The 779-nt window shown below is 68.2% G+C and carries 1 protein-coding gene; it reads left to right on the top strand.

From position 1 onward, the window contains the following. Nucleotides 1-55 precede the first annotated feature (55 nt). Nucleotides 56-779 (top strand): TRAP transporter large permease subunit (locus AC1DWF_RS33735; RefSeq protein WP_476842849.1); only part of this gene is annotated, 724 nt, incomplete at its 3' end.

Below are 779 nucleotides of genomic sequence, written 5' to 3'. Positions count from 1 at the left end.
GACAGATCCTGGGCCTGTCAGCCGTTACGACGGGCGGCGGCGTGAGGATCGACTGATGCTCCTCACCTTCGGCTCCTTCACGATGCTGCTGGTCGCCGGCGCGCCGATGGTCTTCGTGCTCGGTGTCGCCGCCGCGCTGACGCTGCTGCTGACCACCGACGTCCCGATGGTGGTGGTGGCGCAGCGCCTCTACAACGGCCTCGACAGCTTCCCGCTGATGGCCATCCCCTTCTTCATCCTGTCGGGCCTGATCATGGAGCATGGTGGGTTGGCCAAGGCGATCGTGGGCCTCGCCGCCGCCCTGGTGGGCTGGGTGCGCGGCAGCCTCTTCATGGTCGCGACCGTCACCTCGACCTTCCTGTCGGGAATCTCCGGCAGCGGCAGCGCGGACACCGCCGCCGTCTCCTCCATCCTTCTGCCGGAGATGCGCCGGCGCAACTACGACATCGACTATTCCATCGCCGTGGTCGCCGCGGCGGGGGCGCTCGGCCCGATCATCCCGCCCTCCATCATCATGGTGGTGCTGGCGATGGTCTGCGACCTCTCGGTCGGCCAGATGTTTTTGGGTGGGATCATTCCCGGCCTCATCGCCTCGCTCGGCCTGATGGTGACGCACTATATCTACGCAAGCCGGGAGCCCGAGCGGTACACGGACACGCAGCCCTTCAGCCTGCCGCGCCTGCGCGAGGCCTTCGTGCGGGCGATCCCGGCGCTGCTGCTTCCGGTCATCATCGTCGGCGGCATCGTGGGCGGCATCGTGACGCCGACCGAGGCGGGCG

This window comes from Aminobacter sp. P4_D5, assembly GCF_056401815.1.
This window is presented reverse-complemented; position numbering and strand designations above follow the sequence as displayed.